Source organism: Micromonospora sp. WMMC264 (genome assembly GCF_027497275.1).
GTDB classification, from domain to species: domain Bacteria; phylum Actinomycetota; class Actinomycetes; order Mycobacteriales; family Micromonosporaceae; genus Micromonospora; species Micromonospora chalcea.
The window spans coordinates 1,985,889-2,012,201 of the sequence record NZ_CP114907.1 but is presented as its reverse complement, the minus strand read 5'-3'; the positions used below and the strand labels follow the sequence as shown (position 1 = coordinate 2,012,201).

At 74.6% G+C, this 26,313-nt stretch carries 26 protein-coding genes and 1 riboswitch; of the genes, 4 read left to right on the top strand and 22 right to left on the bottom strand.

The window, feature by feature from the left end:
- Window positions 1-63 precede the first annotated feature (63 nt).
- A riboswitch (SAM riboswitch) is annotated at window positions 64-174 on the top strand.
- Window positions 175-207: 33 nt separating this feature from the next.
- From O7542_RS08220 to O7542_RS08205, 4 genes are all read left to right on the top strand, one after another.
- Entirely contained in the window at window positions 208-333 is a 126-nt protein-coding gene (locus tag O7542_RS08220; RefSeq protein WP_255361248.1) for a hypothetical protein, read from the top strand.
- Between the two features lie 110 nt (window positions 334-443).
- Window positions 444-1,298 carry an ABC transporter substrate-binding protein gene (locus O7542_RS08215; protein ID WP_281605981.1) on the top strand — a complete coding sequence of 285 codons (855 nt, stop codon included), beginning with the start codon at window positions 444-446 and terminating at the stop codon, window positions 1,296-1,298.
- A 38-nt stretch (window positions 1,299-1,336) separates the two neighbouring features.
- Complete coding sequence (locus tag O7542_RS08210; RefSeq protein ID WP_069088490.1) at window positions 1,337-2,113, top strand: amino acid ABC transporter permease; 777 nt, start codon at window positions 1,337-1,339, stop codon at window positions 2,111-2,113.
- Complete coding sequence (locus O7542_RS08205) at window positions 2,110-2,847, top strand: amino acid ABC transporter ATP-binding protein (protein ID WP_064445684.1); 738 nt, start codon at window positions 2,110-2,112, stop codon at window positions 2,845-2,847. Before O7542_RS08210 ends, O7542_RS08205 begins: the two co-directional genes overlap by 4 nt.
- 9 nt (window positions 2,848-2,856) lie before the next feature.
- On the opposite strand, the gene O7542_RS08200 is transcribed toward O7542_RS08205, so the two are convergent.
- The 22 genes from O7542_RS08200 to O7542_RS08095 all read right to left on the bottom strand — a co-directional run bounded on the left by O7542_RS08200 (window position 2,857) and on the right by O7542_RS08095 (window position 26,269).
- Window positions 2,857-3,777, bottom strand: a complete 921-nt coding sequence (locus O7542_RS08200; RefSeq protein ID WP_043323451.1) for a carbohydrate ABC transporter permease — start codon at window positions 3,775-3,777, stop codon at window positions 2,857-2,859.
- Window positions 3,774-4,799: an ABC transporter permease subunit gene (locus O7542_RS08195; protein WP_281605980.1), complete on the bottom strand. Its 1,026-nt coding sequence runs from the start codon at window positions 4,797-4,799 to the stop codon at window positions 3,774-3,776. The genes O7542_RS08200 and O7542_RS08195 overlap by 4 nt, the downstream gene beginning before the upstream one ends.
- Window positions 4,796-6,475 carry an extracellular solute-binding protein gene (locus O7542_RS08190; protein ID WP_043323449.1) on the bottom strand — a complete coding sequence of 560 codons (1,680 nt, stop codon included), beginning with the start codon at window positions 6,473-6,475 and terminating at the stop codon, window positions 4,796-4,798. The genes O7542_RS08195 and O7542_RS08190 overlap by 4 nt, the downstream gene beginning before the upstream one ends.
- 107 nt (window positions 6,476-6,582) lie before the next feature.
- The gene (locus tag O7542_RS08185; RefSeq protein ID WP_043323447.1) at window positions 6,583-7,272 is read right to left on the bottom strand and encodes a RibD family protein; all 690 of its coding nucleotides are present in this window, start codon (window positions 7,270-7,272) and stop codon (window positions 6,583-6,585) included.
- Entirely contained in the window at window positions 7,269-7,898 is a 630-nt protein-coding gene (gene ribA, locus O7542_RS08180; RefSeq protein WP_030499246.1) for a GTP cyclohydrolase II, read from the bottom strand. The genes O7542_RS08185 and ribA overlap by 4 nt, the downstream gene beginning before the upstream one ends.
- A gap of 69 nt (window positions 7,899-7,967) precedes the next feature.
- Window positions 7,968-8,864, bottom strand: coding sequence for a lysylphosphatidylglycerol synthase transmembrane domain-containing protein (locus O7542_RS08175; RefSeq protein WP_231915483.1), 897 nt, complete (start codon window positions 8,862-8,864; stop codon window positions 7,968-7,970).
- Between the two features lie 153 nt (window positions 8,865-9,017).
- Window positions 9,018-9,827: a class I SAM-dependent methyltransferase gene (locus O7542_RS08170; RefSeq protein ID WP_210882655.1), complete on the bottom strand. Its 810-nt coding sequence runs from the start codon at window positions 9,825-9,827 to the stop codon at window positions 9,018-9,020.
- Complete coding sequence (locus tag O7542_RS08165; RefSeq protein ID WP_281605979.1) at window positions 9,824-10,861, bottom strand: glycosyltransferase family 4 protein; 1,038 nt, start codon at window positions 10,859-10,861, stop codon at window positions 9,824-9,826. Before O7542_RS08165 ends, O7542_RS08170 begins: the two co-directional genes overlap by 4 nt.
- A 4-nt stretch (window positions 10,862-10,865) precedes the next feature.
- The gene (locus O7542_RS08160) at window positions 10,866-11,264 is read right to left on the bottom strand and encodes a 6-carboxytetrahydropterin synthase (RefSeq protein WP_043323437.1); all 399 of its coding nucleotides are present in this window, start codon (window positions 11,262-11,264) and stop codon (window positions 10,866-10,868) included.
- Window positions 11,265-11,266: 2 nt separating this feature from the next.
- Complete coding sequence (locus O7542_RS08155; protein WP_281605978.1) at window positions 11,267-12,244, bottom strand: zinc-binding alcohol dehydrogenase; 978 nt, start codon at window positions 12,242-12,244, stop codon at window positions 11,267-11,269.
- Window positions 12,245-12,335: 91 nt separating this feature from the next.
- The gene (locus tag O7542_RS08150; protein ID WP_205796395.1) at window positions 12,336-12,599 is read right to left on the bottom strand and encodes a hypothetical protein; all 264 of its coding nucleotides are present in this window, start codon (window positions 12,597-12,599) and stop codon (window positions 12,336-12,338) included.
- 104 nt (window positions 12,600-12,703) lie between these two features.
- Window positions 12,704-13,759, bottom strand: a complete 1,056-nt coding sequence (locus tag O7542_RS08145) for an ABC transporter ATP-binding protein (RefSeq protein ID WP_069088485.1) — start codon at window positions 13,757-13,759, stop codon at window positions 12,704-12,706.
- Window positions 13,756-14,553: an ABC transporter permease gene (locus tag O7542_RS08140; RefSeq protein ID WP_064445678.1), complete on the bottom strand. Its 798-nt coding sequence runs from the start codon at window positions 14,551-14,553 to the stop codon at window positions 13,756-13,758. The genes O7542_RS08145 and O7542_RS08140 overlap by 4 nt, the downstream gene beginning before the upstream one ends.
- The gene (gene modA, locus O7542_RS08135; protein WP_281605977.1) at window positions 14,550-15,332 is read right to left on the bottom strand and encodes a molybdate ABC transporter substrate-binding protein; all 783 of its coding nucleotides are present in this window, start codon (window positions 15,330-15,332) and stop codon (window positions 14,550-14,552) included. Before modA ends, O7542_RS08140 begins: the two co-directional genes overlap by 4 nt.
- Entirely contained in the window at window positions 15,329-15,727 is a 399-nt protein-coding gene (locus tag O7542_RS08130) for a MerR family DNA-binding transcriptional regulator (RefSeq protein ID WP_043323433.1), read from the bottom strand. Before O7542_RS08130 ends, modA begins: the two co-directional genes overlap by 4 nt.
- Before the next feature lie 94 nt (window positions 15,728-15,821).
- A complete protein-coding gene (locus tag O7542_RS08125; protein ID WP_281605976.1) occupies window positions 15,822-17,942 on the bottom strand; it encodes a heavy metal translocating P-type ATPase in 2,121 nt (706 codons plus the stop codon).
- Between the two features lie 55 nt (window positions 17,943-17,997).
- On the bottom strand, window positions 17,998-18,381 hold the full coding sequence (locus O7542_RS08120; RefSeq protein WP_113972909.1) for a DUF1622 domain-containing protein: 384 nt from the start codon (window positions 18,379-18,381) through the stop codon (window positions 17,998-18,000).
- 93 nt (window positions 18,382-18,474) lie between these two features.
- Window positions 18,475-19,140: a TcmI family type II polyketide cyclase gene (locus O7542_RS08115; protein ID WP_043323429.1), complete on the bottom strand. Its 666-nt coding sequence runs from the start codon at window positions 19,138-19,140 to the stop codon at window positions 18,475-18,477.
- A 52-nt stretch (window positions 19,141-19,192) separates the two neighbouring features.
- Window positions 19,193-20,419: a cytochrome P450 gene (locus O7542_RS08110; RefSeq protein ID WP_281605975.1), complete on the bottom strand. Its 1,227-nt coding sequence runs from the start codon at window positions 20,417-20,419 to the stop codon at window positions 19,193-19,195.
- Window positions 20,416-20,736 carry an antibiotic biosynthesis monooxygenase family protein gene (locus O7542_RS08105; protein ID WP_043323424.1) on the bottom strand — a complete coding sequence of 107 codons (321 nt, stop codon included), beginning with the start codon at window positions 20,734-20,736 and terminating at the stop codon, window positions 20,416-20,418. Before O7542_RS08105 ends, O7542_RS08110 begins: the two co-directional genes overlap by 4 nt.
- Complete coding sequence (locus O7542_RS08100) at window positions 20,733-23,012, bottom strand: FAD-dependent oxidoreductase (protein ID WP_281605974.1); 2,280 nt, start codon at window positions 23,010-23,012, stop codon at window positions 20,733-20,735. The genes O7542_RS08105 and O7542_RS08100 overlap by 4 nt, the downstream gene beginning before the upstream one ends.
- A 539-nt stretch (window positions 23,013-23,551) precedes the next feature.
- The gene (locus O7542_RS08095; protein ID WP_281605973.1) at window positions 23,552-26,269 is read right to left on the bottom strand and encodes a LuxR family transcriptional regulator; all 2,718 of its coding nucleotides are present in this window, start codon (window positions 26,267-26,269) and stop codon (window positions 23,552-23,554) included.
- Window positions 26,270-26,313 lie beyond the last annotated feature (44 nt).

Here is a 26,313-nt window from a genome sequence, read left to right as displayed (position 1 = left end):
GCGCGTGAGGGTGGTCATAACCGCTGGACGGCCGCCCCGGCGGTGCTGCTAGCCTTCTGGGCAGGTCATGAGCGCCAGCGCGAAGCCCCGGCTCGCTGGCCGGCAACCCTCCTCCGCGGTGGGGTGCCCCGGGTGAAGACCAGGCACCGGCAGCCGCCGGTGCAAGCGTGGCCTGGCACCCAGGTCAGCACCAGACCAGGGAGACCGATGTCCGTACCACCCTCCACCCCCTCCGGCGACGTCGCCGCGTACCCGGCCCGCTTCGCGCTGGTCAAGCGCCGCCACGTCGACCTGATGCGGGTGTGCAGCGACGCCTGTCGCCCCGCGCGCTGAGCGAGCGCCACCCCCCTCTTTCCGATCCATCCTTCTCCGGCCCGGTCGTCTGTCCGGCGGGCCGGCGCCGACGCGCGCCTCCGCGCGTCCATCCACTCTGGAGAGACATCGTGCGTTTCCGTACCGTCCTGACCCGTGCCGCCGCCGTCGGCGCGGCGGCCCTGCTCGCCGTCACCGCGCTCACCGCCTGCGGCGGCGACGACACCGACGCGGCCGACAACCCGTACGGCCTGCTCCAGCCCGGCGTGATCCGCGCCGGAACGCTCACCGACGCGCCGCCGAACGTCTTCCTGAAGGACGGCAAGTTCACCGGCTTCGACAACGAGCTGCTGCGCGCCGTGGCCGCCAAGATCGACCTGAAGGTGGAGTTCGTCGGCACCGACTTCTCCGCCCTGCTCGCCCAGGTCAACAGCGGCAAGTTCGACGTGGGCAGCTCCTCGATCACGATCACCGAGGCGCGCAAGAAGACAGTGGACTTCGGCAACGGCTACGACTTCGGCTACTTCGGCCTGGACGTGCCGGCCGGCTCCACGCTCACCGGCTTCGACCAGCTCGCCGGCAAGCGCGTGGTGGTGGTGCAGGGCACCGTGCAGGACGACTACGCCACCAAGCAGAACCTCGACCCGGTACGCGTGCCCGACTACAACAGCGCGATCAACCAGCTCAAGGCCGGCACCGCGGACGCCTGGATCGCCCCGGCGGAGATCGGCGACAAGTCCGCCGCCGACAGCAACGGCAAGATCAAGGTCGCGGCGAAGCAGCTCAGCCCCGCCCCGACCGCGTTCGCCGTGGCGAAGGGCAACGACAAGCTGCGCGAGGCGCTGAACAAGGGCCTCGACGAGGTGATCGCGGACGGCACGTGGAGCCGCCTGCAGGCGGAGTACTACCCGGGGCGGCCGATCCCGGCCGACTTCAAGCCCGGCAGCGGGTCGGTGGCGGCGCCGGCGCCGTCGGCCGCCTCCTGAGCCGGTAACCGAGCACGAGCAGGGCGGACGGAGCGGACATGGACCCACTGAGCACCCTCTGGGAGACGTTCTTCGACTGGGAGTCGATGCGCGAGGCGCTGCCCGAGATGCTGACCGTCGGGCTGCCCAACACGCTCACCCTGGCGGTCTCCGCCGCCCTGCTCGGCTCGGTGCTGGGCATGCTGCTGGCCGTCGCCGGCATCTCGCGTACCCGGTGGTTGCGCTGGCCGGCGCGGATCTACACCGACGTGTTCCGCGGCCTGCCGGCCGCGGCGACCATCCTGCTCATCGGCGTCGGCCTGGCGCCGCTGGGCATGCAGGTCTGGGGCCCGAACCCCTATCCCCTGGGCGTGCTGGCGCTGTCCCTGATCGCCGCCGCCTACCTCGGCGAGATCTTCCGGGCCGGCATCCTGAGCGTGGAGGCCGCCCAGCTGGAGGGCGCGCGGGCGCTCGGCTTCTCCTGGGGCGAGGCGATGCGCCTGGTGATCATCCCGCAGGGCGTACGCCGGGTGCTGCCCGCCTGGGTCAACCAGCTCATCTCGCTGATCAAGGACTCCAGCCTGGTCTACTTCCTCGGCCTGCTGGCCAGCCAGCGGGAGCTGTTCCGGATCGGGCAGGACTACGCCGCGAACACCGGCAACCAGTCCGCGCTGCTGCTGGCCGGGCTGTTCTACCTGTTGCTGACCGTGCCGCTGACCCACGCGGTGAACTGGCTGGACCGGCGGCTGCGGCAGGGCCGCCCGGCCGCGCCGCCCGAGCCGGAGCCGGATGCCGAGCCGGTCGACCTCACCCCGTCCGGAAAGGACCCGCGATGACCACCACCACCTCGGTCAGCCTGGCCGTCCGCGACGTGCACCTGGCCTTCGGCGCGCACCGGGTGCTGCGCGGCGCGGACCTGGACGTGGCGCGCGGCGGCGCCGCCTGCGTGATCGGCCCGTCCGGCTCCGGCAAGTCCACGCTGCTGCGCACCATCAACCGGCTGATCGAGCCGGACCGGGGCGACGTGCTGCTGGACGGCCGCAGCGTGCTGCGCGACGACCCGGACGCGCTGCGCCAGCGCATCGGCATGGTGTTCCAGCAGTTCAACCTCTTCCCGCACCTGAGCGTGCTGCGCAACATCACGCTCGCGCTGCGCAAGCTGAAGAAGCTCGACGAGGACGAGGCGGTGGCGCTCGCCCGCGCCCAGCTCGACCTGGTCGGCCTGGCCGGCAAGGCCGACGCGCGGCCGGCGCAGCTCTCCGGCGGGCAGCAGCAGCGCGTCGCGATCGCGCGGGCGCTGGCGCTGCGCCCGCAGGTGATGCTCTTCGACGAGGCGACCAGCGCGCTGGACCCGGAGCTGGTCAAGGGCGTGCTCGCGGTGATGGCGGACCTGGCTGCGGCCGGCATGACGATGGTCGTGGTGACGCACGAGATGGGGTTCGCGCGCAGCGTCGCCGACACGGTGGCGTTCATGGACGCGGGCGTGGTGCTGGAGTCCGGCCCGCCGGAGGCGGTGTTCGAGGCGCCGGAGCACCCGCGGCTGCGACGCTTCCTGTCCCAGGTTCTGTGACCGGCCGCCTCAGCCCTTCACCGCGCCGATCAGCACGCCCTTGACGAAGTGCCGCTGGATGAACGGGTAGACGGCGACGATCGGCGCGACGGTCAGCACCACCACCGCCATCTTGACCGCCTCGGTCGGTGGCATGGTCACCCCGCTGCTGCCGCCGGAGGTGTGCGGGGCCTGCCCGGCCAGCAGGTAGCTCTGCAGCACCCGCTGGATCGGGTACATGTCGTTGCGGTCGATGAACAGCAGCGCGTCGAACCAGACGTTCCAGTAGCTGACCGCGTAGAACAGGCCGACCACGGCGATGACCGCGCGGGACAGCGGCAGCACGATGCGCGCGAGCGTACGGAAGTCGCTCGCGCCGTCGATGCGGGCGCTGTCCAGCAGCTCCGACGGGATGCCCTGGAAGAACCCGCGCACCACGACCAGGTTGAACACGCTGATAGCAGGTGGCAGGACCAGCGCCCAGATGGTGTCCTTCAGGCCCAGCCCGGTGACCACCAGGTAGCGGGGCACCAGCGGCGGGTAGACCAGGAACGGGATCAGGAAGTACGCCAGCAGCCAGCGGTGCCCCAGCGAGCCCGGCCGGGACAGCCCGTACGCGGCGAGCACGGTGACCGTCAGCGCGATGGCGGTGCCGATCACCGTGACGAGCGTGCTGATCCAGAGGGCCCGGGTGACAGCACCCCCGGCGAAGATCGTCTCGTACGCGGACGTGTCGATGCCCCGGGGCACGACCACCAGGCCGCCGGCCCGCGCGATGGTCTCCCGCGAGGACAGGCTGGTCACCAGGATCACCCAGAGCGGGAACAGCACGCCCGCCACGAGCACTGTGAGCACGACGGCCTTGAGGCCCTGCCCGACCGGGGTGGGCGGTTCCTGCCACACCGGCCGGCGGGATCGGTCGCCGGCGACCCGGCGGATCAGCGTGGTCATGACTTGGAGTAGATCCCTCGTTCGCCGAGCATGTGCGCCACCCGGTTGGCGGCCAGGATCAGCACCAGCCCGATGACGGCCTTGAACAGTCCGGCCGCGGCGCCGTACCCGTAGTTCCCGGTGGCGATGGAGAAGTGGTAGACGAAGGTGTCGAGCACCTCGGCGGCCTGCCGGCCGACGGCGTCGCGTTGCAGCAGGAACTGTTCGAAGCCGACTGAGAGCGCGTCGCCCAGGCGCAGGATGAGCAGCAGCACGATCACCGGGCGCAGGCCGGGCAGCGTGATGTGCCACAGCCGCCGCCACCGGCCGGCGCCGTCGGCGGCGGCGGCCTCGTAGAGGTTCTGGTCGATGGTGGACAGCGCGGCCAGGAAGACGATGGTGCCCCAGCCGACGTCCTTCCACACCGCCTCGACGGTGACCAGCACGATGAACGTGTCCGGGTTGGTCATCACGTTCCACGGCTGCATCCCGGCGTCGCGCATGGTCTGGGCGAGCAGCCCCGCGCCGCCGAGCATCGCCACGAAGAACGTGACCACCAGCACCCAGCTGAAGAAGTGCGGCAGGTAGACGATGGTCTGGATGAGCCCGCGCAGCCGGCTGGACAGCAGGTTGTGCAGCGCGATGGCCAGCACGATCGGCAGCGGGAAGAAGAAGACGAGCTGGAACGCGGTGATCGCCAGCGTGTTGCGGAACGCGTCCCAGAACGCCGGGTCGGAGAACAGCAGCTGGAACTGGCCGAAGCCGATCCAGTCGCTGTGCGCGAACGCCTGCCACGGGTTGTCGCCGAGGTAGGGGTTGTAGTCCTGGAACGCGATGACGTTGCCGGCGATCGGCAGGTAGCTGAAGACCAGCAGGATTCCGAAGCCGGGCGCCACCATGGCGAGCAGCTGCCAGTCCCGCCGCAGCCGGGTGCGCAGCGGCACCCGGCGGCGGCGGGGAGGTCGGCCGGGCGGTCGGCCGGGCGAGGCCGGGGCGTCCGGCCGGGCCCGCTCGGGCCCGGCCAGGACGGCCGGCTCGCTCATCGGCCCGCCTTGGGCAGCGCGTCGGCGAGCAGCTTCCGGGCCTCTTCGCCGCCGGCGGCCTTCCACTCCTTGACGATGGCGTCCACGTCGCTCAGCGGTCGGCGGCCGCGCAGCACGTCGGTGAACTTGTCCTCGGTGGGCACCTGGTTGGCCTTGTACGCGGCGGGCATCTCCAGCTTCACCCCGGCCCACGGGTTGGGCTCCATGTGCTTGACCATCTCGTTGGAGTACGCGAGCACGTCCGGCACGAAGCGCGGGGTGTCCGGGAACGGCCCGATGGTGGGGTTGCGGCCGCTGATGAAGAAGTACTGGTTGGCGATCTCCTTGAACGCCAGGTCGGTCTTGACCGGCCCGTTCGGCGACGGGTTGTGGTGCTTGCCCGCGACGCCGAAGTCCCGCAGCTGCGCCTCCTGGCTGCCCAGCGGCGCGGAGCACCAGTTGATGATCCGCAGCAGCTCCTGGACCCGGTCCTTGCCGAGGCCCTTCTTGACGAACGTGTAGGAGATCGGCTCGTCGTCGCCCCAGACCAGCGGGTCGCCGCCGGTGGCGGAGAAGATCGGCACCGGCTGGATGTTCAGCTTGGGGTTGGTCTTCTGGTGCTCGGCCTGGGCGCCCTGCCAGAAGCCGACGCCGTCCTGGAGGAACACGATCGCGCCGTTCTTGGCGAACAGCTGCTTGGCGTCCGCGCCCCTGCTGGCCACGATGTCCGGGTGGACCAGGCCGTCGGCGTAGATCTTGGCCATCACCTCCAGCGCGCGGCGGAACTCCGGGGTCTCGTACTTGAACTCGGGGGTGCCGTCGGACTTGACCCGCCATCCGCCCTTGTGACCCGGCACCTTGTGGAACATCTGGATCATGGCGAAGACGTCGTTGAACGCCCACACCTTGCGCGCCGGGTCGGTCACCTGCTTGGCCACGGCGAGCAGGTCGTCCAGGTTCGCCGGCACGGCCAGGCCGCGCGCGTCGAGGACGTCCTTGCGGGTGAACAGCGCCCACGGGAACGGCCCGTCGGTGGGGTTGGGCACGGACATGAGCCGCTCGTTCCAGACCGCGCGCCGCCAGGCCCCGGTGGGGAAGCTCGCCAGCATCGGGTACGCGGCGGCGGCGTCGCCGCTGAGGTGGTCGGTCAGGTCCTCGAAGAGCACCTTGATGGCCTCGGCGAAGCGCGGGATCTTCTCCACCTCCCACCCCGGTACGCACAGCAGGTCCGGCACGTCGCGCGCGCCGAGCATCGCGTTGAGCTTGTCGGCGTACGTGTTGCCGTCCTGGATGGTGAAGTTGACGGGCGTGCCCAGCTCGGCGTTGACGGCCTGGAGGTAGGCGCTCTGCGCGACGCCGGGCGGCGCCGGGCCCCAGGCGGGGGTCATGGCGGTGACCTGCTTGCCACTGGTGCCGGGCTTGTCGGTGACGGCGTCGACGAGGCTGGCCGGGTAGCGGGTGTAGCCGTCGGGCACCGGCCGGGTGCCGACGATGTCGGGCTTGATGCCGCCGGGCAGGTCCTTGTGGTTGGGCAGCAGGCCGGAGACGGCGTCGAGGTTCTGGGCGGCGCCGGTGCCGGCCGGCTTCTCCGAGCAGCCGGCGAGCAGCGGGCCGGCGGTGGTGGCGGCCACGCCGAGGCCGACCAGGCCGAGGAAGCGACGGCGGGAGGAGCCCGGGTCGGGGTGGTGCGCGGTCATCGGTCCCCCTTCGGGAAGGGATGCGCAGTGGATTAGTTCGTATGGATGGTCAACAAACTAATCATGACCGTGAGCTTGCACAAGGGTGGACCGGGCGGGACGACGGGTCAGGCCGGGCAGCGGTCGGACAACGCGTAGCGGGTGAGCACCACGTCGCCGATCTGGCGCACCTCGACCACCCGGGCCCGACGGCCCGGGTGCCACGGGAAGCGGCCGTCCCCGACGAAGCGCGGCGCCCGACGGTCCCCCACGAAGAACGGGGCGACCACCAGGTGCAGCTCGTCGGCCAGGCCGGCGGTGAGGAACTGGCGGTGCATCGAGCCGCCGCCCTCCACCATCAGGCGCGTCACGCCGCGCCCGGCCAGGTCGGCCACCACCGCCTCCGCGGTGGCCGGATCGCCCGCGTCGACCACCGTGGACACGGCGCCGACCTGCTCACGGGCCTTGTCCACCACTCCGCTCGGGCAGTACACCAGCTTGAGCCCGTCACCCATCGTGAAGAAGCGCGCCCCCGGGTCGAGGTCGCCGCTGCCGGTGACTGTCACTTTCACCGGCGACGGGGGCAGGCCGCGCGCCACCCGCTCGGCGCGCCGCCGCTCGCTGCGCACCAGCAGGCGGGGGTCGTCGCGGCGCACTGTCGCCGCGCCCACCAGGATCGCGTCGCACCCGGCCCGGGTCGCGTCGACCCGGTCCAGGTCGTCGTCGTTCGACAGCAGCAGCCGGTCGGTGGTCGCGTCGTCGATGTAGCCGTCGATCGACATCGCGCAGCTGAGCAGGACGTACGGGCGGGTGGTCACGGCACGAACGGCAGGTCGAGGGCGTGATCGGCGCGGGTCACCTTGGCCGCCAGGTAACCGGCGTTCGCCGGCGACAGGTGCACGCCGGTGGACACCCGGTCGGCCACCGTGACGCCCAGCCGTTCGAGCTGGGCCGCCTTGTCCGGGTTGTTGCTGAGCAGGGCCACCCGGTCCACGCCCAGCGCGCCGAGCATCTGCGCGGCCACCGTGTAGTCACGCTCGTCCGCGCCGCGCCCGAGCGCCAGGTTCGCCTCGTACGTGTCGAGGCCGTCGTCCTGCAGCGCGTACGCGTCGAGCTTGGCGTACAGGCCGATGCCCCGCCCCTCCTGCCGCAGGTAGAGCAGGTAGCCACCGGCCTCGGCGATGCGCTCGACCGCCTCGCGCAGCTGCGGCCCGCAGTCGCAGCGCTGGCTGCCGAACACGTCCCCGGTGAGGCACTCGCTGTGCGGGCGGACCAGCGGCGGGTCGGCGTCGACGTGTTCACCGAGCCCGAACGCCAGGTGCTCGCGCCCGTCGACGAGACCGTGGAAGGTGTGCACGCGCGCGGTCGTCACGTAACCGTCGGGGAACCGTAGCGGGACCGTCACGCGGGTCCGGACCGTCGCGGTGGGCAGGGTTTCGTCCATGGTTCTCCTGTCGTCCGGTCGCCGGGCGGACCCGGCGACGCACACCTCGCTCCCCCACCGTAGGCGGGATCACCGACAGTTGCCGGGCTCCCGCCGGGGCATCCGCCGCGCCAGCAGCACCGCGGCGCCGGGCAGGCTGGCCACCAGCACCAGCGCGCCGTACACCGTGCCGGTCGCCACACCCTGCGCGGCGGTCAGCCCGGCCGAGGCGAACGCCCACGCGGCGACCCCCTCGCGCGGGCCGAACCCGCCCACGTTGAGCGGCACCGCCATGGCCAGCAGGGCGAGCAGCGTCAACGGCAGCAGGCGGGACAGCGGGGCGTCCGTCCCGGCGGTGCGGGCGGCCACCACGAACGTGGCCAGGTGGCCGGCGAACACCACAGTCGAGGCGATCACCACACCGGCCCAGGTCCGGCGGCCCAGCACGCCGGAGCGCACGTCGGCGACCACGGTCCGGGCCGCCCGCGCCCAGCGGGACGCCCCGGAGCGGGGCACCGCACGGGCGGCCAGCGCCAGCGCCAGCGCCACCACGGCCAGGCCGGCCGCCAGCCACGGCAGGTACCGGCGCACCGGCGACGGGAACGCGGCGAGCAGCGCCACCGCGATGACCACCTGCACCACCTGACCGGCGGTGCGCTCCCAGACCACCGCCCGTACGCCCCGGGCCACGTCCCCGGCGTCGCGGCCGTGCCGGACCGCCCGGTGCACGTCGCCGAGCACGCCACCGGGCAGCGTCGAGTTCAGGAAGATCGCCCGGTAGCAGTGCGCCACCGCGGCGCGCATCGGCAGCCGTACGCCCAGCCCGCCGGCGACAAGCGACCAGCGCCAGGCGCAGCAGACGGTGGTGATCACGCCGATGCCGAGCGCGGCGGCCAGCGCCGGCGCGTCGATCAGGCGCAGCCCGGCCAGGAACGGACCGGTGCCCACTGACGCGACGAGCACGGCGAGCACCGCGAGCCCGAGCAGCGGACGTACCCAGGTCCGGCGCGTCCGGGCCCGGCGCGGCGGCGCGGGCGTGACAGCCGGTACGGGTCCGGCGACGGCGACGGCGACGGCGACGTGTGACAAACGGTCCTCCCTCGTTCCCACCGGTTGTCACGTGCCAGCAGCCGGTACGGTTCAGCCGGCGAGCAGGTCGGCGTGGTGCAGCACCACGTCGAGCCGGCCGGCGGCGGCCTCGGCGAGCCGCCACTTCTGATACGTCCCGGCGGGCCCGGACAGATGCGGTAGTTCCTCGACCGCTGCGGCGACCCAGCCGGTGAGCCATTCGGCGGCCAGTTCCGCCTGCTCCGGGCCGAGCCGCCACGGGGTGGGGCGCACCACGACCTCGACGCCGTGACGGGAGAACGCGGCCACGGCGGCGTCCACGGCGTCCGGCCCGAGCAGCGCCCGGCCGTCGACGGTGCGCCGCTGGTGGGCGTTGAACGCGGCGGTCAGCTCGGCGTCGAGCGGGTGCGGCGGGGTGAACTCGGCCCGCCCGGTGACGGTGAGCGCGAACAGCGTCGGGTGCCCGGCGCAGGCCGCCGCCATCCGCCCGACCTCCTCGGCGGTGAGCATGTCCAGCAGCGCGGACGCGGTGACCAGGTGCGCGCCGGCCAGGTCGGCGGCGGTCAGCCGGGTGATGTCCGAGTCGAGCGTCGTCACGGTGACCTCGGCCCCGTCGGCGGCGGTGAGCCGCGCCGAGCGGGCCAGCGCCAGCAGGTCCCGGTCGCGTTCGTGCAGCACCCAGTGTTGCGGGCCGGGCAGCCGGGGCGCCAGCCAGCGGGCCATCGAGCCGGTGCCGCTGCCCAGGTCGTGCACGACGAGCGGCCGGCCGGCGGGCATCCGGTCGCGGACCGCGTCGGCCAGCTCGGCGCTGCGGGCCGCCGCGTCGGCGGGCTCTCGCAGCCGCAGCCAGTCCGCGAAGCCGGGCGGGAGTGAGGTGGTCATGCCGCGGTCGCCTCCTTCAGCGCCGTCGCCAGCCGGTCCACGGTGACCGTCCAGCCGTCGAGGGTGTCCCGCCGCTGCCGGGCGGCGCGGCGCAGCCGGTCCCGCAGGCCGGGGTCGGTGAGCCAGCGGCGCAGCGCCGCGGCGGTCGCGCCCGGGTCGTCCGGTGGCACCAGCAGGCCGGGCCGCTCGCCGCCGGGCGCGTGCCCGAGCGTGGCCGGCAGGCCGCCGGTGTCGCTGGCCAGCACCGGTACGCCCCGGGCCAGCGCCTCGGTGACCACCATCCCGTACGTCTCCTGTCGCGAGGGCTGAACCAGCAGATCGGCGGCGGCGTAGGTGGCGGCCAGGTCCGGCCGGGTACGGGGGCCGGTGAGCCGGACCCGGGCGCCCAGACCCTCGGCGGCGAGCCGCCCGCGCATCCGGTCGGCGAAGGGCCGGTCCCGCTCCAGCGGTCCCACCCAGTCGCAGGTCCAGTTCAGGTCCGCCACCTCGGCGAGCGCGGCGGCGAGCACGTCGTGGCCCTTGACCGCCGTGACGGCGGCGACGCAGAGCAGCCGCCCACCGCCGGGCGTGCCGGGGGCGACGGGCGCCGGGTCGACGCCGGGTGGGGCGGCCGTCACCAGTTCGGGGCGCAGCCGGTAGCGGTCGAGCAGCCGGCCGCGGGTCCACTCGCTGGTGGCTACCACTGCGCTGGCCGCCGCCAGCGCCCGCGCCTCGGTCTCCCCCTCGATCGGCAGGTGCACGAGGATCACCAGGCGCAGCCGCGCGGCGTGCGGGGCGAGCACGTCCGGCACGGTGGAGGCGACCAGGCCGTCGAGCAGCACCGTCGCGCCGTCGGGCAGCCCGCCGAGCAGTCCGGCCAGGTCGGCGCGCTCGCGTGGCCCGGGGTGCGGCCAGCCGCCGGGCACCTGGTGTTCCCGGACCGTCCAGCCGCGTCCGGCCAGGCCACGACAGACGTGCCGGTCGTAGGCGTTGCCGCCGCTGGGGTCCGCCGGGTCGTCGATGTCACCCGGCAGCACCACGTGGACGACGCTCATCCGGTCAGAGCGACCGCTCGTAGCTCGCCCAGGCGATGTGTGACTCGTGCAGGGTGACGGTGATCCCGGTCAGGCCGCGCGCCCCCTCCCCCAGCCGGCCGGCCGTCACCGCGTCGGCGAGCCGGTCGGCCACCGTACGGGCCAGCACCTCGGTGGTGGTGTTCACCCCGGTGAAGGCGGACTCGTCGTCGAGATTGCGGTAGTTCAGCTCGCCGAGCACGGCCTTGAGCTGCTCGGTGGCCAGCCCGATGTCGACCACGATCCCGTCGTCGTCCAGCTCCGGCCGGCGGAACGTGGCGTCGACGACGAACGTCGCGCCGTGCAGCCGCTGGGCCGGGCCGAACACCTCGCCGCGGAAGCTGTGGGCGACCATGATGTGGTCCCGGACGGTCACGCTGAACACGTTCACTCCTCGCCGTAGGTGATGAGATGGCACAGCGCCGGCAGCCGGCCCGAGGCGAGCCGGTCCAGCACGTCGGGCAGGTCGTCGAAGCGGGACCGGCCGGTGAGCAGCGCGTCGAACGCCGGGTCGGCGAGCAGGTCCAGGGCCAGGGCGAGCCGGTCGGCGTAGCTGCGGTCGGCGCGCCGGGGCGACACCGTGCCGACCTGGCTGCTGCGGATGCGCAGCCGTCGGGAGTGGAACGCGCCGCCGAGCGCGAGCGTGACCGGCCGGTCGCCGTACCAGCTCAGCTCCAGCACGGTGCCCTCGGGACGCAGCAGCTCCAGGCCGCGCTGCAGCCCGTCGGCGGTGGCGCTGGCGTGCACCACCAGGTCGCGACCGCCGGCCGCGTCGGCGGGCGCGGCGAAGTCGGCGCCGAGCGCGGCGGCCACGTCGGCGCGGGCCGGGTCGGCGTCGACCAGCTCGACCCGGACGCCGGGGAAGCGGGCCAGCAGCGCGGTGACCGCGCAGCCGACCATCCCGCCGCCGATCACCGTGACCCGGTCGCCGACCAGCGGCGCGGCGTCCCACAGCGCGTTCACCGCGGTCTCCACGGTGCCGGCCAGCACCGCGCGCTGCGCCGGCACGCCGTCCGGCACGACGGTCACGGCGTCGGCCGGGACCACGTACGCGCTCTGGTGCGGGTAGAGGCAGAAGACGGTACGGCCGAGCAGCCGCTCGTCGCCGGCCTCGACCGTGCCGACGTTGAGGTAGCCGTACTTCACCGGGGCGGGGAAGTCGCCCTCCTGGAACGGCGCGCGCATGGCGGCGTGCTGGTCGGCCGGGACACGGCCGGTGAACACGATCGTCTCGGTGCCGCGGCTGACGCCGGAGAAGCGGGTACGCACCAGCACCTCACCCGGGCCGGGCGAGGCGACGCGCACCGGCCGGATCTCGCCCTCGCCGGGAGCGCGGAGCCAGAACGCCTGGGCGTCTACCGTCACGAACTCTCCTCTTCCCCGCATTCCGACCGAGTTGTCGATCATAAACACGGAAGCGGGGCGTCAACGGTTCGAACCGCCCGCGACCCGGTGCTCAGGCGGCGCGCCGCCGCTGCTCCGTACGCCACGTTTCCGGCTCGGCCCGGTCGGCATGCCGGTCCCCGGCCAGCTCCATCGCCCGGTGGGCCGCCGTCAGCGCGTCGCACGGCGCGACCTGACCGTCACACAGCAGGCTCTCGCACCGGCCGGACTCGTCGGGCCGGTGCGCGACGGCCACGTCGTACGCGGCCCGCCAGAGCAACGGGTCGGTGACCCCCCGTGGCAGGTCGGCGTCCTGACTGGACCTGTTGCGGATCATGTCGGGCACCGTGTCCCCCTTTGCGTCGTCGCTACCGTCCCAGTGACCGGTTGAGCGCAGATCAAACCTCTCACCTGCGCACATGCCGCGACCAGCGGTGTTTGTCACGCCGGATAGGCGCGCGTCTCCGCTGCCTTGACCGCCGCCCAGACCGGCCGACCGGGGATCAGCCCGAGGTGGGCCGCGGCGGCGGGCGTGACGTCGGCGGCCACCTCGACCGGGCCGGCCAGCTGCACGCGCAGGTTGTCGCCGTGGCGCTGCACGCCGGTGACGGTGGCCGCCCACACGTTGCGCGGGCTGCCCTCGGGCCGGGACGGGTGCAGCGCCACAGCGGCCGGCGGGTAGGCGACGAACACGTCACCGTGGACGGTGTCGGCGGTGGTGAGTGCCAGCTCACCGACGGTGACCGTGTGCCCGTCGGCGCGGCCGCGGTGCAGGTTCAGGCCGACCAGCCGGGCCACGTAGTCGGTGCGTGGCCGCGCCGTGACGGTGGCGGCGTCACCCTCCTGCACCACCCGGCCGTGCTCCACGATGACCAGCCGGTCGGCGAGCACCAGCGCGTCGAGGGGGTCGTGGGTGACGAGCAGCGTCGCGCCGGGATGCGCGCCGAGGTGGCGCTGGAGTTCGGCGCGGGTGTCCAGCCGGGTCCGCGCGTCGAGCGCGGCCAGGGGCTCGTCGAGCAGCAGCAGGGCCGGGTCGACGGCGAGCGCGCGGGCGAGCGCGACCCGCTGCGCCTGCCCTCCGGAGAGCTGCCGGGGCCGGCGCCGGGCCTGGTCGCCGAGGCCGACCCGGTCCAGCCACTCCTGGGCACGGGCGCGGGCGGCCCGCTTGTCGGCGCCCCGGCGGCGCGGCCCGAACGCCACGTTGTCCAGCGCGCTCAGGTGCGGGAACAGCAGGTAGTCCTGGAACACCACGCCGACCGGCCGCCGTTCCGGCGGCGTCCACATCCGGCGGTCCGGCCGGTCCAGGTCGGCGCCGTCGAGCGTGAGGTGCCCGGCGGTGAGCGGGTGCAGCCCGGCGAGCACCCGCAGCGCGGTGGTCTTGCCCGCGCCGTTGGGGCCGAGCAGCGCCACCACCTCACCGGCGGCGATGCGCAGCCGCACGTCGAGGCTGAAGCCGTCCCGCTCGGCGGCCAGATGCGCGTCCAGCAGCGCGGTCATGTGCTGCCGACCCACTTGTCGCGCAGGGCGGCGAGGATGACCACCGAGACGGTGAGCAGAATCAGGCTCAGCACGATCGCGGCCTGCAGGTCGGTCTCCAGCGCAAGGTAGACAGCCAGCGGCATGGTCTGGGTGCGGCCCGGATAGTTGCCGGCGAACGTGATGGTGGCGCCGAACTCGCCGAGCGCGCGGGCCCAGCAGAGCACCGCCCCGGCCGCCACGCCCGGGGCGACCAGCGGCAGCGTGACCCGGGTGAACGTGGTGAACCGCCCGGCGCCGAGCGTGGCGGCGGCCTCCTCGTACCGGGGGTCGGCGCCGCGCAGCGCCCCCTCGACGGCGATGACCAGGAACGGCATGGCCACGAACGCCTCGGCCAGCACCACCCCGGCGGTGGTGAACGGCAGCGTCACGCCGAACGTCTCGTCCAGCCACGAGCCGATCAGCCCGCGCCGGCCGAAGACCAGCAGCAGCGCCACGCCGCCTACTACCGGCGGCAGCACCAGCGGCACGGTGACCAGCGCCCGGACCAGCCGCCGCCCGGGGAACTCCACGCGGGCCAGCAGCCACGCCAGGGGTACGCCGAGCGCCACGCAGAGCAGCGTGGCGACGGTGGCGGTCACCAGCGACAGCCGCAGCGCGGTGAGCACACCCGGTTCGGTCAGCCGCCCGGGCAGCGTCGTCCAGGGGGCTCGCAGCAGCAGACCGGCCAGCGGCAGGACGAGGAAGGCCAGTCCCAGCCCGGCGGGCACGAGCAGGGCGATCGGCACCCGCTGCCGGCGTACCGTGCGGCTCATGCGCCGGGCGGCGCCTGGAACCCGGCGGCGGTGAGCACGGCGAGCCCGGCGTCGGAGCGGACGAAGTCGACGAAGGCGCGAGCGCCGGCCGGGTTGCCGGCGGCGCGCAGCACCACGATCGGGTAGTCGTTCACCGCACGCGCCGACTCGGGGAACTCGACCGCGTCGAGTCCGGGGGCGGCGCGGACGTCGGTGCGGTAGACCAGTGCCGCGTCGACCTCGCCGAGGCGCAGCTTGGCCAGCGCGCCCTTGACGTCCTGTTCGAGCGTGGCGGGCGTGAGCCGCACACCCGCCGCGTCCAGCGCGGTGCGCGCGGCGGCGCCGCAGGGCACCTGCTCGGCGCAGAGCGCCACCTTGACGCCGGGGCGGGCGAGGTCGGCCAGGCCGCCGACCCGGGCCGGGTTGCCTCGGGGTACGGCCACGACGAGCTGGTTGCGGACCAGCACCACCGGTTCGCCCGCGGCGTCACCGGCGTCGGTGACCGTCTTCATGGTGGCCGGGGACGCGGCGGCGAACACGTCGGCGGGCGCGCCCTGGGTGATCTGGGTGGCGAGCCCGGAGCTGCCGCCGAAGTTGAATCGGACGGTACGGCCCGGGTGCGCGGCCTCGTAGTCCTTGCCGAGCCGGGTGAACGACTCGGTGAGCGAGGCGGCGGCGAACACCGTCACCGGGCCGGCGCCGTCGGGTCCGGCCGGGGCGTCCGCGTCGCCGCAGCCGGTCAGGCCGAGCGCCGCCACCAGCGCGCCGGCGAGGGCGGCGCGAATCCACCGTACGGTCACGGGCTGGTCCTTCCCCTGGGGGTGGCTCGCTCGACCACGACGGTGGTCGACTTGATCACGGCGACGGCGACGGCGCCGACCTGGAGGTCGAGGTCGTCGACAGCCTCGCGGCTCATCAGCGACACCACCCGGAACGGCCCGGCCTGGATGTCCACCTGGGCCATCACGGTGTCCTTGACCACGGCGGTGACGATGCCGCGCAGCCGGTTGCGGGCCGAGGACAGCTCGGGGTGGCCGGGAGCGCGGACGAACGCTGCGACGTCGGCGCCGTCGAGCACCCGGTGACCGTGCTCGTCGCGGGTGGCCGGCAGCTTGCCGGCGTCGATCCAGCGGCGGACCGTGTCCGCGCTGACCCCGAGCAGTTCGGCTGCCTCACCGATCCGGAACACCGTCACGCGCTCACCCTAGCGACCCGCAGGTGCAAGCTGGAAGGGGCATGGTGGCTCGCATCCGCGAATCTCAAGGCGGCTCGGGAACCGGAACTGCGGGTCAGTCGGCCGGGGTGATCCGGACCCGGCGCAGCAGTTGAGCGTTGAGCGCCACCACGATGGTGGAGGCGGACATCAGCACCGCGCCCAGCGCCGGGCTGAGCGCGATCCCGGCCCAGGCGAGGACACCGGCGGCCAGCGGGATCGCGACCACGTTGTAGCCGGCCGCCCAGGCCAGGTTCTGCCGCATCTTCCGGTACGACGCGCGGGACAGCCGGATCACGCCGCCGACGCCGCGCGGGTCGGAGCCGGCCAGCACCACCCCGGCGGACTCGATCGCCACGTCGGTGCCGGCGCCGATGGCCAGCCCGACGTCGGCGCGCGCGAGCGCCGGGGCGTCGTTCACGCCGTCGCCGACCATGGCCACCGTCAGTCCCCGACCGCGCAGCTCGGCGACCGCCTTGTCCTTGTCGGCCGGGAGCACCTCGGCGAAGACCTCGTCGACGCCGGGCCGGAACCCGAGGTCGGCGGCGACCGCCTCGGCCACCGGGCGCGCGTCGCCGGTGATCATCACGATCTTGCGTACGCCGAGGTCGCGCAGCTCGGCCACGGCGGCCCGCGCCTCCGGGCGGACCTGGTCCTCCAGCCCGAACACGGCGGTCACCTCCGGCGGCCCGCCCTCGGGCAGGCGGACCAGGTGCAGCACCGCGGCGCCCCGGCCCGACCACTCCTGCGCGGCCCGGGCCAGGTCGTCCGGCACCGGGGCGTCGAGCTCGCGCAGCAGGGCCGGCCCGCCGACCGCCCAGTCCACGCCGTCCACCGTGGCGCGCACGCCCCGGCCGGTCAGCGCCCGGAAGCCGCGCGCGACCGGACGCGCCGGGCCGGGCTCGGCGTCGGACCCGGTCGGAGACGTCGGCCCGGGAGACGTCGGCCCGGCGTCGGACGTCGGCCGCGCGTCGGCAGCGGCGACGAGCGCGCGGGCCAGCGGGTGCTCGCTGTCGGCCTCGACCGCGCCGGTCAGGGCCAGGGCGGCCGTGGAGTCCAGCCCCCCGGTGGCGGCCACTCCGGTCACCGTGTGCCGGCCGGTGGTGAGCGTGCCGGTCTTGTCGAACAGGACGGTGTCGACGGTGCGCATCCGCTCCAGCGCGAGCCGGTCCTTGACCAGGATGCCGGCGCGGGCCGACAGCGCTGTGGACAGCGCCACCACCAGCGGAATCGCCAGGCCGAGCGCGTGCGGGCAGGCGATCACCAGCACCGTCACGGTGCGTACCACCGCCTGGTCGGGGTCGCCGAGCAGCGCCCACACCGCGAACGTCGCCAGGCCGGCGAACGCCGCCAGGTAGAACAGCAGCGCGGCGAACCGGTCGGCGAGCACCTGTGCGCGCCCGCCGGAGGCCTGCGCCTCGGCGACGAGCCGCCCGATGCCGGCCAGCGCGGTGTCCGCGCCGACCGCCTCGACGCGTACCCGGAGGGTGGAGTCGGTGGCCACGGTGCCGGCGACCACCCGGTCCCCGGCGGCGCGGGCCACCGGCCGCGACTCGCCGGTGATCATCGACTCGTCCAGCTCGGCGGCGCCCTCGACGATCCGCCCGTCGGCCGGCACCCGTCCGCCGGGGCGCACCAGCACCAGGTCGCCCACCCGCAGCTCGCCGACCGGCACCGGATGCGGCCGCCCGGCGTCGTCCAGGCGCTCGGCGTCGTCGGGCAGCAGCGCCGCGAGGGCGCCGAGCGCGCCGCGTGCCTGCCCGACCGCCCGCATCTCCTGCCAGTGGCCGAGCAGCATGATGGTGACCAGCGCGGCCAGCTCCCACCAGAAGTCCAGGTCGAACAGGCCGATGCTGGTGGCGGCCGAGGCGAGGTACGCGACGACTATCGCCATCGAGATCAGCAGCATCATGCCGGGGGTACGTTCGTGCAGCTCACGCAGGCCGCCGGTGAGGAACGGCCAGCCGCCGTAGAGGAAGACCACGGTGCCGAGCACCGGGCCGACCCAGCGCACGCCGGGGAACTCGAGCGAGTAGCCGAACCAGTCCATCACCATGTGACTGGTGGCGACGATCGGCAGGGTCAGCGCCAGGCTCAGCCAGAATCGGCGGCGGAACTGCTCCGGGTCGTGCCCGGCGTGCGCGCCGCCGCCATGATCGGTGCCGTGGTCGCCGTGGTGAGCGGGTGAGTGCTCCATCGGGCGTCACCTCCGCCGACCACCATACCCCCTGGGGGTAATACGTGACGGGCGATCAGCGCTGGGGGCGGGCGCCGACGCTCGGCCGGTCCGCCGGAGGGCGGCCCTGCCAGGGCCACCGGCCGTCCAGCTCCACCTCGAGGGAGAAGCTGAGGAACGTACGGACCAGCACGATCAGCGCCAGCACGCCGACGCTGGTGAACGTGGGCGACACCGCGACGGTCCGGATGATGTCGCCGCCGACCAGGAACTCCAGGCCGAGCAGGATGGCCCGGCCGACCCCCTGCCGGTACGCGCGGTAGTGCGCCACCACCTGCCGGGTCCGGGCGCAGCGCACCGCGAACACGACTGTGGCGACCGCGACACCGACCGCGATCACCAGCACCCCGGCCAGGTCCAGCAGCGCCCCGACGTGCTGGACGATCTCCTTCGTCGGCACCCGGCACCCCCGCACCAGCCTGGCGTACGGCCGGTCGCGGGGGCGGCGTTTCCGCGCTCCCGCCACCCGGAGGGCGGGAGCGCGGAGGCGTGCTCAGTCCTGGGCCTGCCAGCGGTAGAAGACGGTGGCCAGGGAGTCCTGCGGGCCCTGCCACTTCTCCGGCCGGTACGGCTCGATGTACGGGCCGAGGTCCTGCATCACCTTGCCGAAGGCGGGCTTGTCGCCGTGCCGGTCGCGGGTGGCCTCGGCCGCCGACGTCTCCTGTTCCAGCAGGTGCACGTAGACGTCGTCGATCGAGTAGAGCCAGCGGCCGGTGACCCCGAGGTCGGCCGGGAGCGACCCGGCGTCGGACTCGGCGAAGACCCGCGCCACGTCCGGCTCGGCGCCGGGCTTGATCCGCCCGACGATGACGGTGAGCGTGGTGTCGGCGGGCGGCTCGCCCTCGGGCGCCCAGTGGTAGAACTCCTTCGCCACCGAGTCCGACGGGTTCTTCCAGTAGCGCGGGTACGGGGTCACGTACGGGCCGATCTCCTCGGCGATCTTCTGGAAGGCGGGCAGCCCGCGCGTCTGCCCGGAGATCCGCGGGTCCTGCTCCCGCTCGATCACGTGCAGGTAGAGGTCGTGGTGGGACAGCAGGTACCGGCCGATGACGCCCAGGTCCTGCGGCCGGGTGGCCTGGTCGTAGTGGCCGAACACGTCGCCGACGATCTGCTCGCTGCCGGGGACCATGTGACAGACGATCACGTTGCGGAAGACCATGACTGCTCCTTGATGATTGCGACGGGGGCGGCGGCGCGAGGCGGCGGCGCCGTCAGGCGGTGAAGGTGACAGGCAGTTCCAGCAGGCCGCGGAACGGCGAGGCGGCGGGGAGCCGGCGCACCTGCGCGAGCGGCACGCCCAGGCGCAGTCCGGGCAGCCGGCGCAGCAGCGCGCCGAGCGCGAGTTCGGCCTCCATCCGGGCCAGCGAGACGCCCAGGCAGTAGTGGACGCCGTGCCCGAATCCGAGGTGCGGGCCCCGGACGCGGCGCAGGTCCAGCCGGTCCGGGTCGGCGAAGTGCGCCGGGTCGTGGTTGGCCGCGTTGATCGCGACTCCGACGATCGCGCCGCGCGGAATGCGTACGCCCTGGTAGTCGACGTCCTCGGTGGCGATGCGCGGGCTGGCCACAGGCAGCGGCCCGTCGAACCGGAGCAGTTCCTCGATCGCGGCCGGCAGCAGGCGCGGCGTGGCGCGCAGCAGTTCCATCTGCTCGGGGTGGGTGAGCAGCGCCAGCACCGCGTTGCCGAGGAAGTCGGCGGTGGTCTGGTGCCCGGCGAACAGCAGCAGGAACGTGGTGGTGACCAGTTCCGCCTCGGACAGCGTCCCGTCCTGGTCGACCGCCCGGATCAACGCGGCGATGATGTCGTCGGCCGGGTCGTCGCGTTTGGCCCGGACCAGCCCGGCCAGGTAGTGGTGCAGCCGCAACTGGGCCTCCTGCACCGCGGCCCGTTCCTGCGCCGGCGGCCGGCTGGTGGAGCCGGAGGTGCGGATGACCTGGGTCCAGTCGAGCACCCGGTCGTGGTCGGCCGGCGGCACGCCGAGCAGTTCGCAGATGACAGTCATCGGCAGCGGGATGGCGAACTCGTGCATCAGGTCCGCCTCGCCGTGCAGCGCCATCTTGTCGATCAGCTGGTCGACGATCGACGCCACCCGGGGGCGCAGCGCCTCGATCCGCCGCGGCGCGAACGCCTGCGACACCACGCGACGCAGCCGGGTGTGCTCCGGCGGGTCGGAGTTGAGCATGTTGCGGTTCAGGCCCTCGGAGTTCGGGCCGAAGATCTTCAGGTAGTGCTGGTCCGGGCCGTACAGGTCCTTGGACAGGCGCGGGTCGGTCAGCGCGGTGCGGGCGTCGTCGAAGCGGGTGATCAGCCAGGAGTCGAAGCGCGGCGAGCCGACCGGGCAGACCGGCCGCTCGGCGCGCAGCCGCGCCAGCGCGGGGTACGGGTCGGCCGCGAACGAGTCGGTGTACAGCTCGCTCGCCGGCATCACGTCGTCGGTCATCGCCCCTCCCCCGGCTCGCCGGCCACGCTGTGCAGCACCTGGTAGGTGTGCCGGTCGGCGGACTCGCGCAGCTCCCGGATGACGCGCAGCAGCCGGTCGCGCTGCTCGCTGCGGCCGAACGCGTCCAGCCGCTCGCGGTCGGCCCAGTCGCTGATGACCAGGTAGCTGCGCGGGTCGTCGGCGTCACGGACCAGGTCCTGGTGCAGGCAGCCGTCCAGGGTGCGGATCTGTTCGGCGGCGCTGAGCCATTCGGCCTCGAAGCGCTCCGCGCACCCCTCCCGGGTCCGCATCGCCAGCACGGTCCGGACCCGGCTCACCGCGCGCTCCCGAACACCAGGTGCAGGTGCTTGCGCAGCGCGTCCGGGTCGACCGGCGCGCCCCGGAAGCCGACGTGCCCGTCCGGGCGGATCAGGTACAGGCCGGTGCCGTCCAGCCCGTACCCGGCGCGGAAGCGGCGCTCGGCGTCGCGCACCACCGGCGGGTCCAGCAGTCGCGGTTCGTCGGCGTCCGGGTCGAGCAGCAGGTACGCGTCGAGTTCCCCGCCGGCGAGCCGCCGCGCGTCGGCGCACAGGCCGGTGAACGCGGCGAGTTCCTCCGCGCCGGCCGTGCGGTCGGCGTAGAGCAGCAGCGTGTGCCGGGTGCCCCGGGTCAGGTCACGCAGGCGCAGCGGGTGGCCGACGCCGCGGCGGCGCAGCCCGTCGACGTCGGGCGCGATGTCGCCGGGGCGGGGCGCGTCGCCGAGCGCGGCCGGGTCGGCGACGGTCTCCCCGACCAGCGGGCTGCCGGCGTAACTGAGCAGCATGGACATCTCCTGGAGGAACTGCCGTTCCAGGTCGGCGCGGTCCACCTCCTCGGTGCCGGCCATCCGTACCGCTCGGCCGACGATCTCCTCGCCCTCCGGCCGCCGCTCGGTCTCGTAGCTGTCCAGCAGTCCGGGCGCGGCGAGCCCGCGTACCGCGAGCGCGAGTTTCCAGGCCAGGTTCCAGGCGTCCTGGATGCCGGTGTTCATGCCCTGGCCGCCGGCCGGGGGGTGCAGGTGGGCGGCGTCCCCGGCGACGAAGATCCGGCCGTCGCGGTAGCGGTCGACGATGCCGTGGCTGATCCGGAACACCGACGACCAGCGCAGGTTGCTCGCCCGGGTGCCGGGTGGCGCGAGGCGGTCCAGCGCGGCCTGCACGTCTTCGATGGTGGGCTCGTCGAGTTCCTCGCTGAACCCGGGCGGGGCGTCGCGTCCGCCGGTCTGGGCGAAGAACCGGGGCGGGGCGAGGGTGGCTATGCGGTAGCGGTGCTCGCCGCGCAGCGGTACGCAGACGAGCATGCCGTCCATCTGCCCGTCGGTCATGTGCAGGAACCGCAGCAGGTGCCCGTCCGGCATGTCCCAGTTCACGTCGACGTCGACCAGCATGAACAGTTGCGGGAACCGGCCGAGCCCGCCGGTGAAGGTGAGCCCGAGCTGCTCCCGGACGCGGCTGTGCGCGCCGTCGGCGCCGACGACGTACCGGGCGCGTACCGTATCGGTGCCACCGTCGGCGGTGCGGACGGTGGCGGTCACGCCGTCGGCGTCCTGGGTGAGGTCGGCGAGTTCGGCGCCGCGCCGCGGGCGCACCCCGAGGGCGGCGAGCCGGTCGGTGAGGATGCGCTCGGTCTCGTACTGCGGCAGGCCGAGGTGGGCGTACGGCAGGCCGGGCAGCTCCCAGCTCATCCGGTGGGTCTGCGCGCCGTTGACGAACACCATGTTGCCGGTGAGCCAGATGCCGGCGTCCATGGCCTCCCGGACGACGCCCTGCTCCTCCCAGATCTCCATGGTGCGGCAGTGCACGCCGATCGCCTTGTCGGCGTGGCCGGGCGGGGTGGCCTGCTTGTCGATCACCAGGCAGTCGATGCCCCGCCGGGCCAGTTCGACGGCGGCGGTCAGCCCGGTGGGCCCCGCCCCGACGACGAGTACGTCTGTTGTCCTGTGCACGTCGGCCTCCCAGCCCGTGGTGGGGTGACTGCTGCCGTCCGCGTCGGGCACGACGTGGAACAGGCGGCGCCGGATGTCGAGAAGGAACGGTGCGATCGGTCCGGCCTGCGCGGAGGCGTGGGCCGGGTCGCTGATCCAGGCGAGGAACGGCGCGGCGCCGTCCCACTCGGCGAAGATGTGGTGGATGTCCGAGCCGGGTTCGCGCAGCAGCTGCTCGCGGCGGTAGCCGGGTATCGCGGTCATCCGCCGTACCACCTCGGGGTAGCCCCGGTGGAACTCGGCGAGCCGGTCGCGCGGCACGGTCAGCTCGACGTCCACGTAGACCGGGCCCTCGCCGTCCCCGGTCTCGCGCAGCAGCGGGTAGCCGGGGCCGTCGGCCGGCTCGGTCAGCGGCTGGAGCAGGCCGGCCAGGCGGGCCGCCACCGGCCCGCGCCGGTACGCGCTCAGCGCCGCCTCGTCGGCCCATTCGGTGACGACGACGAAGCCGCGCGGGTCGAGGGCGTCGCGCAGCAGCTCGTGCCGCAGGTTGCCGGCCAGCGCGCCGAGCTGCCCCGCCACGGTCTCGAACGCGGGCCCGACGGCGGGCTCGCACCCGGGGCGCGCGCGCAGCCGGAGCATCGTCCTGATCATGCAGCCCCCTCGAACCGTGCCGTCGTCGTGCCGCGACCCTGCCGCAGCCCGCGTCACCACCTCGTCACCGTCGACCCGCCGGAGGTCCGGCCCCGGTGACGCCGCCGGGACGGCGCGCACGACGGTCGGGAGCGTGCTGATGCCGTGCGACCGGCGCAGCCGGCAGACGGATTCCCCACCTGACTCACTCTGCGTCGACCTCACCGAGCGTGAGAGCGTCGGGGTCGGGCAGGCAGGCCTTTCGGCCGCCTTTGCTCTGCAGCCATTGGCGCATCACTGCACTGACCTGCGGCCCGGACGGTCAGCCCGATTTCGGCAAGATCCCGAACGAGCACTGTCAGTGATCGATGCGTCCGCGGCTGCAGAGCAAAGGCGGCCATGTGCGCACGCCTCGCCGGACACTCCCGTGACTCTCCGCGACCGGGGGTGGGGAGGGGTGGCGGGTGTGCACGGTCACGGCGTGCCGGTCGCGGGGCCGGCGCGGCGCGACGTGCCTGCGGCCCGGCCCGACGACGGTCGCGGCGCGGCGCGGCCGGTGGTCAGGCCAGCAGGCGGGCCAGTTCGGTGCGGGAGCGCACACCCAGCCGGTGGAACACGTTGCGCAGGTGGTGGTCGACGGTCCGGGTGGACAACGACATCCGGGTGGCGATCTCCCGGTTGGTCGCCCCCTGCGCGACCAACCGGGCGATGTGCAGCTGCTGCCCGGTCAGCAACTGCTCCGGGCCGTTCGGCGCCGGCCCGACCGACTCCCCCGCCGCGCGCAGCTCCTCGCCCGCCCTGTCGGCCCAGACGGTCGCGCCGAGCACTGTGAACGTCTCCCGCGCCCGGTGCAGGTGGGCCCGGGCGTCGCGGGGGCGGCGCCGGCGGCGCAGCTCGCGGCCGAACAGCAGTTCGGTGCGGGCCCGCTCGAACCGGTCGGTGTCGGCCGGGTGCAGCCGCAGCGCCGCGTGGAACTCCCGTTCGGCCTCCGGGCCGCCCCGGGGCGCGAGCAGCGCGCGGCAGCGCGCCGCCAGGGCCCGCCGCGACGGGCTAGCCGTGCTGCTGGCCCAGTGGTCGAACACGGCGAGCGCGGCGGCCGGGCGCCCGCCGTCGTGGGCGGCGGCCTCCACCAGGTACGGCGTGGCCATCACCTGCACCAGCACCTGCCCCCGCCCGGTGCCGGTGCGGGCCAGCGTGGACAGCCGGGCGACCGCGTCGGCGTACCGGCCGTCGATGAGGTCCAGCACACCGAGCGCCCACCTGGCGTACGCGTCCGGCCGGCTCCCGGGCGCGGCCCCGTCACCGATCTCGGCGATCCGGGCCAGCGCGCCGGCCCGGTCGGCGCGTACCGCGGCCAGCACCGCGAGGATGCCGAGGTGCACCTGGGCGCAGGCGTGCTGGCCGGTGTCGCGGGCGGCGCGCACGCCCTCGCGGGCGGTCTCCGCCGCCGCCTCGTGCCGGCCCAGCCAGTACTCGGCGACGGCGCGCAGCTCCAGCGCCCGGGGCAGCAGGGACAGCTCGCCGCGCGAGCGGGCCACGTCGACCGCCCGGCCGGCGAGCCGGTGCGCGGGCCCGTCCACCGCCACCAGCAGCGCCGCCGCGGCGGCGCAGACCAGCGCGCCCGGGGTGAGCGCGGGCCCGGACAGCCGGCCGCCGAGGACGACGACCCGGCGCAGCGCCGGACCGCCACGGGCGTGGTCGCCGCGCAGGGTCGCCCCGACGCCCACCGCGAAGGTGGCCAGCAGGTCCAGGTCGGGCGGGTCGCCGGGCCGCCGCAGCGCCTCCGCGCGGCGGGCCACCTCGGCGTAGCGGAACTGGTCGCCGGTGACGCAGATGGCCTCGCCCGCGCGGACCAGCGCGAGCAGGGCGGAGCGCCGGTCGGCCGGCGCGACCGCGTCGGCGGCGGCCAGCAGCGTGGCGACTGCGGCGGCGGGCGCGTCGCAGCGCAGCTGCATCTCGCCACGGAGCAGGTCGGCCCGGTCCTGTGCGGGCGGCGCGGCGGTCAGGTGCCGTAGCAGCCCCCGGGCCTGGTCCGGGTCGCCGGCGGTCCAGGCGCAGCGGGCCGCCGCCACCGTCAGTTCGGCGGCCCGCCCGGGATCGGCGGTCAGCTCGGCGGCGCGGCGCAGCGCGGCGGCCGCGGCGGCGCGGTCGGACGCCCCGTCCACCGCCGCCGTCAGTTCGGCGGCGAGCACGTCGGCCGGGCAGTCGGGGGCGGTGGCGTGGCGCAGCGCGCGGCCCAGCGGGCCGCCGGCGAGCGTGCCGGCCAGCAGCAGGTGCGCCGCGCGCAGGTCGGCCAGCGGCGCGACGGCGGTGATCATCGTGCGGGCGAGCGGGTGCGGGAACGTCACCCCGCCGGGCCCGGTCCGCAGCAGCCCGGCCGCCTCGGCGGGGGCGAGCGCTTCCACGGTCAGACCGGCGGACCAGGCGGCGCGTACCAGCGTGCCCGGGTCGGCGGCGTGGTCGAGCGCGGCGAGCAGCACCATCCGCCGGGTCGGCGCCGGCAGCCGGTCCAGGCGGGCCCGGTACGCGGCGGCGAGCGCGCCGTCCACCGGCGGCGTGCCGGGCAACGGCGCCTCGCCCCGCCACTGGGCCGGGGTGAGGCTGCCGGCCAGGTCGGCCAGCGCCGCCGGGCTGCCGCCGCTGAGCGTGGCCAGCGCGGCGGCCACCGGCGCGGACGGCCGGTGCCCCCGGTCGGTGAGCATCGCGTGGCACTCGTCGACGTCCAGCGGGCGCAGCCGGTGCGCCGGCACGCCGTCGACAGTGGCCGGGGCGGTGGCGGTCAGCAGCACCGCCACCGGCAGCCGGCGCAGCCGGCGCGCCACGACGGCGAGCGTCCAGGCGCTCTGCCGGTCGCCGATGTCGAGGTCGTCCACCGTGCACAGCAGCGGCCGGTCCGCGGCCACGGCGGCGAGCAGGGAGCGGACCGCCGCGGCGAGGGCCAGCCGCTGGTCGGCCGGGCAGCCGTCGCCGCCGAGCACGCGGCGCAGCAGCCGGCGCTGCCGCACCGGCAGTGCGGTGTCCGCGTCCAGCACCGGGTCGAGCAGGCGGTGCAGGCCGGCGTAGGGCAGCGTCGACTCGTCGGCCAGGCCGGCGCCGGTGAGCACCGTGCGTCCCGTCGCCCACCGGCGGGCGTACGCCAGCAGGGCGCTGCGGCCGGCGCCGGGCGGCCCGTGGAACAGCAGCGCGCCGCCGGAGTCCCGGTCGAGGAGCCGGCGGATCGCGTCGCACTCGTCGTCCCGGCCCCGCAGAGCAATATGCACTGTCGATGCAGAAAGCATGCATGCAGTGTCACAGATGGGCAACCCGTCGGAAAAGAGGCAGA